This window comes from Endozoicomonas sp. SESOKO1, assembly GCF_024606265.1.
In the GTDB taxonomy this organism is placed as follows: domain Bacteria; phylum Pseudomonadota; class Gammaproteobacteria; order Pseudomonadales; family Endozoicomonadaceae; genus Endozoicomonas.
Genome location: NZ_JAHHPP010000158.1, coordinates 1 through 7,314, shown reverse-complemented (window position 1 = coordinate 7,314; position 7,314 = coordinate 1). Strand labels below are relative to the sequence as shown.

Here is a 7,314-nt window from a genome sequence, read left to right as displayed (position 1 = left end):
TTCTTGAGCGATCAAGAACCCTCGCCCGATAGGGCGGGGAGTGTCAGTACTTCCATCTCCGATGGAGACATCCCCTTGTAGCTCCCCTGTGCTGATCCGGCTATTTGCGTTCACAACACTATTGACCTGTCACCGATTTATACTGCATCTGCCTGGTAGACAGTGTTGCAGTCATACCTGCAATGCTTTCACATTTGGTAATGCGACTAAGCAAGCATCATTCCAATTTTTCGCCACCCACAAATACAGATGACAAAACCAGCAAAAAAATACCCTCACTCAGTCGTGCGTATATTTGATTCTTATGACAGGTAAGCGGACTGTGAGTTTTTTCGAAGAGAAAAATCAACCAAACAATTCAAAAAACAGGTATTCTTACTTACTAGCCCTGCAGAAAGGATATTTTACTAGCCAATAATGGCTGACAAAGGCTTTTACTCTGCAATTTTTTCAACCATCCTCTACCAGTAACCTTTTCATTTCGCACCACATTAGTGCAATTTTATTTATGACCGCACCATTAAGCGTCATAAGACGTATTATTAATTGAAAGGTGACGGGATAGGGATAAATACGTAGAATTCGTTAGCAGCTGATCAGCCAACACCCTGGCTATCTCTGGAAAATGTATGCGTTTCTGGCTCAACATTTGCCCAACGCATGGCGAACAGAAGCCCGCTGGCTCTGGCCACCGATAACAATAAAGAGAACAATCATGCCGCAAAGCACCACTTCAACGTGGGCCGCTATTCTGACTGCAGCTTTACTGCTTTCGGGATGCTCAGGCCCCTGGAATGACCCGAATCCACCGGTGGATTCAGAAGACGTTACCTACTTTGGCAGTTTCATTACCCGCCCGAAACATCTGGACCCGGTCCGTTCTTACAGTTCGGAAGAAAAGCTGTTTATTGACCAGATTTATGAGCCACCACTGCAATACCACTTCCTCAAGCGCCCTTATGAGCTGGAACCTGCTACTGCTGCCGCAATGCCGTCACTGGAGCTGCTTGACGAGAATTTAAATCCGGTACCTGAAGACAGTCAGGAGGTCGCCTTCAGTCTCATTACCATACGACTGAAGCCGGGTACTTTATACCAGCCCCACCCGGCGCTGGCAGAAGACGATCAGGGCAAGCCGGTCTATCTGTTTGACTCTGCTGAAGAAAGCGAACAGTACACGCTGCTGAGTGGCTTTCCCACCACCGGCACCCGGGAACTGAAAGCAGACGATTACATCTATCAGATCAAACGGATGGCCGACCCTGTTAACAAATCACCGCTGCTCGGTTTGATGACCGATTACATTGTCGGCATGAAAGATTTTGGTGCATGGGCCAAAGAAAACCGGCAGGAAGAAAAATGGCTGGACCTCCGCGCGCACCCCATGGAAGGTTTAACCAGGGTGGATGACTATACCTTCTCCATTCGTATTCAGGGGATTTACCCCCAGTTTCAATACTGGCTCGCCATGCCCTTCTTTGCACCTGTCCCCTGGGAAGCCGACCGCTTTTACCACAACCCGGGTTTTTTGGATCGCAACCTGACACTGGACTGGAACCCCATCGGTACCGGCGCTTTTATGATGACGGTGAACTCACCCAATCGTGAAATCGTTCTGGAGAGAAACCCGAATTTCCGACAAGAGCTCTACCCTTCTGATGGTTCGGACGATGATCAGAAAAGAGGCTACCTGGCCGATGCTGGAAAGCCACTGCCGTTTATTGACAAAGCCGTTTTCCGCTATGAAAAAGCAGCCACCTCTATGTGGAGTAAGTTCACTCAAGGCTACTACGATCGTTCCGGTGACGGTGACCCCAACATCAATACGGCCACTTTTGACCAGGCGTTTACTGTCGGCCCGGATGGACTCGAGCTGACCCCGGAACTGGAAAAGCGCAATATTATTGTTGATGAAGAAATCCGCCCATCACTCTTCTACACCGGCTTTAATATGGTCGATTCAGTTGTTGGTGGATATACAGAAGATAAGCGGAAGCTACGCCAGGCCATCAGCATCGTGTATAACGACCAGGAGTACATTGACATTTTCCGCAATGGTATTGGGCAGGTAGCCCAGGGCCCCATTCCACCGGGCTTATATGGTTATGCTGACGGTGAAGCGGCAACTAACGGCTATATCTTTGACTGGGACCCGGCAACCAAAACAGTAAAAAGAAAATCCGTTGAATACGCCAGGCAGTTACTGGCTGAGGCGGGATACCCCAATGGACGACACCACGAAACCGGCAAGCCGTTGATCCTCTATATGGATACCACCGCTGCGGATAGCAGCCCAAGGGCTGACTGGATCAAAAAGCAGTTGGCCAGGATTGGCGTACAGCTTGAGTTCCGCACCACCGACTACCCTCGCTTCAAAGAAAAAATGCGCCAGGGCAATACCCAGATGTTCGGCTGGGGATGGCTGGCTGACTACCCTGATCCTGAAAACTTCCTGTTCCTTCTGGACAGCCGTCAGGGTCTGGTGAAATGTCAGTGTGCCGGCAGTAACTCTACCAACTATGACAACCCGGAGTTTGATCGCTTATACGACAAAGTAAAAGCACTGGCTAATGGACCGGAACGACTGGCAGCTATTAACCAGATGGTGGCCATTGTTCAGAAAGACAGCCCATGGATCTGGGGTTTTAATAACAAGGAGTATTACCTCTCTAACCAATGGGTATACAACACCAAGCGCCATGGTATTAGTCAGGGTACGCTGAAATACGTTCGAGTTGATCCTGCGCTCAGGGAACAAAAACAGAAAGAGTGGAACCAACCCATTGTCTGGCCACTGATGGCCAGTATCGGCTTGTTATTCCTGTTGATCGTTCCCGGTGTCAGGGCCTATCGCCGCAGGCAGAAACTGACTATTGATGCGTCTTAGAGATAAAAATATGTTTTCCTACATAATTAGAAGATTGTGTTACGCCATTCCAATCCTGATTGGTGTAAACCTGTTGACGTTTGTTTTATTTTTTATCGTTAATACGCCGGAGGACATGGCTACCGCCCACCTTGGCGATAAGTACGTAACTGAAGAAGCAATTCAGGAATGGATTGCCGAAAAAGGCTATGACCAGCCCCTGTTCATTAACGGTGATGCCGGTGGACTGGGAACAGTCACAGATACCATCTTTTTTAACAAGTCGTTAAAACTGTTTGCTTTCGATTTTGGCACTTCTGATGCCGGCAGAAGCATTCAGTCTGACGTTCTGGATCGCATGGGACCAAGCCTGGCATTGGCGCTTCCCACCTTTTTCATCGGGATCTTTGTCAACATCTCGGTGGCACTGATGGTATTGATGTTCCGTGGCAGCAGCCTGGACCGTTTTGCGGTGGTGGTGTTTGTCACCCTGATGTCCATCTCATACCTGTTCTACATCATTTTCGGTCAGTACTACATGGCGAAAATGTCTCGCCTGTTCCCGGTATCCGGTTTTAATGACGGTATAGACGGCTGGCGTTTCCTGATACTGCCCATTGTGATTGGTGTCATTTCCGGAATTGGCGCCAGTGCCCGCTGGTACCGCTCACTGTTTATCGAAGTTGCCGGACAGGATTTTGCCAGAACCGCCCGGGCCAAAGGCGTCAGCGAGGCGGGCGTGCTGTTCCGGCATATTCTGCCCAATACTATGCTGCCGATCCTCACCGGGGTCGTGGTTGTTATTCCAGTGTTATTTATGGGTAGCCTGGTGATGGAATCATTCTTCAGTATTCCGGGCCTTGGGAGCTACCTGCTGGACGCTATTCGGGCGCAGGATTTTGCCATTGTCAGAGCGATGGTCTTTCTCGGCTCTGTTCTTTACATCATCGGTTTGATTCTGACCGATATTTCGTACACCTGGGCAGATCCCCGGGTTCGATTGAGCTAAGCAGAGAGGGACGCAGTTATGGATTTCGAAATCGGACCCGGCCTGTTTGGCGAAGGCTTTATGTGGACCATTTTATGGAGTGATGTGCTGATCTTTTTGCTGGTCGGTGCTATCTCCCTGTTCGTCACTTCTTTTCGGCGCAACCCGCAAAACATGGAACGCTGGCGACAGGTGTTTGCTACCAGGTTGGGCATGGCAACCTTTGTTATCATCATATCCTATGTGGTGATTGCTTTGGTGGACTCCATCCATTTCCGCAAAGCGCTGTCGGCTACGGAAGGCCAAAGCAGCGAACAGGTGTATTACAGCAATGAGGTGAATAGCCTGCTGGACCTTGCCCTCGGTGAGATGGGTGAACGCCCTGAGCGCACCTATTCAGCACCTTTTGCCCTGAAGTCATGGAATAAGGAAAACCTGCTGTTACCCGACGGTGAGCGGGTTCGGGATTATCCAGAGCTGGCCTATGGTGGCGCTCACCTGGATAGTCCTGACGCCTTTGGCAAAGATATTGCCACCAATTCCCTGATCGGCATTGCCAAAGGGCTGGCAATCGCCCTGGCATTGATCGGACTTCATGCCCTGTGGTTACGCAGAAACCAGTCAGACAATGCCAATAATATTCCCCCTTTACCCTGGACATCAGCCTGGATCACCTTTGCCATTATACTGGCCGTGCTTGGCTGGCTAATCACCATGGGCAACCTTTACCACGTTCTGGGTACCGATCAGGCAGGAAACGACACGCTCTTTGAAAGCCTGAAAGGCATTCGGACCGGCGTATTGATCGGCACACTGGCTACCCTGATCACCATGCCTGTGGCTATCAGCCTGGGGCTTGCAGCCGGTTACTTTAAAGGCTGGATTGATGATGTCGTGCAGTATATTTATACGACACTTATTTCTATTCCCGGCCTGCTATTGATCGCCGCATCCGTCCTGCTGTTTCAGGTCTGGATCAACAACAACCCCCAGTTCTTTGAGATTGGCCTGGAAAAAGCCGATGCCAGGTTCCTGGCACTGTGCTTTATTCTGGGTATCACCAGCTGGACAACCCTCTGTCGCCTGCTGCGGGCAGAAACCCTGAAGATCAGCCAGCTTGATTACGTTCAGGCCGCACATGCCTTTGGTGTCAGCCATTTCCAGATTATCAAACGGCATATCCTGCCTAATTTGAGCCATATCATCATGATCTCCTTCGTACTGGACTTCAGCGGCCTGGTACTGGCTGAAGCCGTGCTTGCCTACATTGGTGTCGGTATTGACCCTGCCATGGCCAGCTGGGGCAACATGATCAACATGGCCAGTACGGAACTGTCCCGTGAGCCCTCCATATGGTGGAACCTGAGCGGTGCATTCTTCCTGATGTTTACCTTGGTACTGTCCGTCAACCTGTTCTCTGACCTGGTTCGCGACGCGTTTGACCCCAAAACCAGACTGGAGACTGCATGATGAAGGCGACAACGACTGAAGCACGATCCACTGCCTGCGTTCAAACGGCAACCCATGAACTCAATATGCATAAGCAAACGTCAGAGACGGCACTCGCACTTTCCGTCAGCAACCTGAATGTCCGCTTAAGTCATAGACCATATACGCCTATTTTGAGGGATGTCAGCTTTGACCTGAAAAAAGGCGAAGTGTATGCGCTGGTGGGAGAATCCGGCAGTGGTAAATCCATTACCTCGCTATCCATCCTGCGACTACTGCCTGATGCATTGACCATTACCGGGGGTAAAATCTCACTCCCTGAAACCAACCTGTTCGCTTTAACGGAACAGGAAATGGGCAGCATTCGCGGCAAAAAGATTGCCATGATTTTTCAGGATGCCCTGACCGCGTTGAACCCGGTACAAACCGTTGGGGCTCAAATTGCAGAGACCCTGAAAATCCATACCTCCCTGAACAGCTCAGAAATCCGTGAACGGACGGTTGAACTGTTTCGGGAGGTCGGTTTGCCTGAGCCGGAGAAGCGTGTTGACTGGTACCCTCACCAAATGTCCGGGGGTCAGCAACAGCGTGTAATGATTGCCATGGCTCTGGCCTGTGAACCGGATATTCTCCTGGCGGATGAGCCGACCACGGCACTTGACGTAACGATTCAGAAACAGATTCTGGACCTGATCAGGAAACTGACGGTAAGGCACAGGCTGGCGGTTTTGCTTATCACCCACGATATGGGCGTTGTTCGGCAGACTGCGGATCGGGTAGGTGTTATGTATCAAGGTGAAATCATTGAACAGAACGATTGTGAAGCCTTCTTTGCCGATCCGAAAGAAGCTTATAGCCGACAACTGATTGATAGTCTGCCAGACATGGATAAATACCGTTCACTGGAAAAAGAGGCATCCCTGTTAACCGTGGAAGACCTGAAAATCCACTTCCCGGTACGCAAGGGGTTATTTCAGCGGGTGCATAGCTATACCAAAGCCGTCGATGGTATCAGTTTTGCCATTGGCAAAGGCGAGACTCTGGCCCTGGTTGGTGAATCCGGCTGTGGTAAGTCCACAACCGGTCGCGCCATTCTTAACCTTGAGAAAGCCACTGCTGGCAACATCTGGTACAACAACCAGTGTATAAACCGGCTTACCCGCCGGGAAATGCTACCACTGCGCAAGAAGATTCAGGTGATTTTCCAGAACCCGTTCTCTTCCATGAATCCACGAATGACCGTTGGCGATATTATTGAAGAGGGAATGGTCAGCCTGGGTCTTGAGCTTGCCAAAGAGCAGCGGATTCAGCGCATAGAATCTCTGCTTGCCCGAGTCAGGCTTGAGCCGGAGCACCGTCACCGCTACCCACATGAGTTTTCCGGTGGCCAACGACAGCGGATTGCCATAGCCCGGGCTCTGGCTGTTGAGCCGGATCTGATTATCTGTGATGAACCCACCAGCGCCCTTGATGTTTCTATCCGGGCCGAAGTTCTGGACTTGCTGCTGGAGCTTCAGCGGGAATTGCATGTTTCATACCTGTTTATCACCCACGATCTTTCCATTATTCCTCACATCGCCCATCGCGTTGCGGTGATGCAGGGCGGGAAGATTGTTGAGCAAGGTGAAACTGAACAGGTTCTGACCCAGCCACAACATGAATATACAAAAATGTTGCTGGATGCGGTTCCTTCGGCCCATTAAGTTGCAATACATTTGCATTGAAAGTGGACGTAAACCGTCGTCAGGAAAAGCCAGCCGGATGTGAATCGACGAAAACAGGGCAGAAAGGAGTGGAGGGTTATGCGCTGAAGTTATGAAGGGGCAACAAGACTATCGAACACCACGAGGGTTTTCCACATCATTCCTGAAGGAAATCATAATTAAAGTATGGGGAAATCAGATGTTCCTGCAATCCAGTACGATCACAGGCTCTGCAGCGGTTCATAGTTCAGAAATTTGGCTCCCCGAGCTGGACTCGAACCAGCGACCCAATGATTAACAGTCATTTG

At 50.4% G+C, this 7,314-nt stretch carries 4 protein-coding genes; all 4 read left to right on the top strand.

The window, feature by feature from the left end:
- The first annotated feature begins 715 nt into the window (after positions 1-715).
- From KDK13_RS07600 to KDK13_RS07585, 4 genes are read left to right on the top strand one after another with little or no spacing between them, the layout of a single operon-like run.
- The gene (locus KDK13_RS07600) at positions 716-2,887 is read left to right on the top strand and encodes an ABC transporter substrate-binding protein (protein ID WP_257284374.1); all 2,172 of its coding nucleotides are present in this window, start codon (positions 716-718) and stop codon (positions 2,885-2,887) included.
- 10 nt (positions 2,888-2,897) lie between these two features.
- The gene (locus KDK13_RS07595) at positions 2,898-3,875 is read left to right on the top strand and encodes an ABC transporter permease (protein ID WP_257284373.1); all 978 of its coding nucleotides are present in this window, start codon (positions 2,898-2,900) and stop codon (positions 3,873-3,875) included.
- An 18-nt stretch (positions 3,876-3,893) separates the two neighbouring features.
- Complete coding sequence (locus KDK13_RS07590; protein WP_257284372.1) at positions 3,894-5,324, top strand: ABC transporter permease; 1,431 nt, start codon at positions 3,894-3,896, stop codon at positions 5,322-5,324.
- Positions 5,321-7,006 (top strand): ABC transporter ATP-binding protein, encoded by a 1,686-nt coding sequence (locus tag KDK13_RS07585; protein ID WP_257284371.1) that lies wholly within the window; start codon positions 5,321-5,323, stop codon positions 7,004-7,006. The genes KDK13_RS07590 and KDK13_RS07585 overlap by 4 nt, the downstream gene beginning before the upstream one ends.
- The last annotated feature ends 308 nt before the right edge of the window (positions 7,007-7,314 follow it).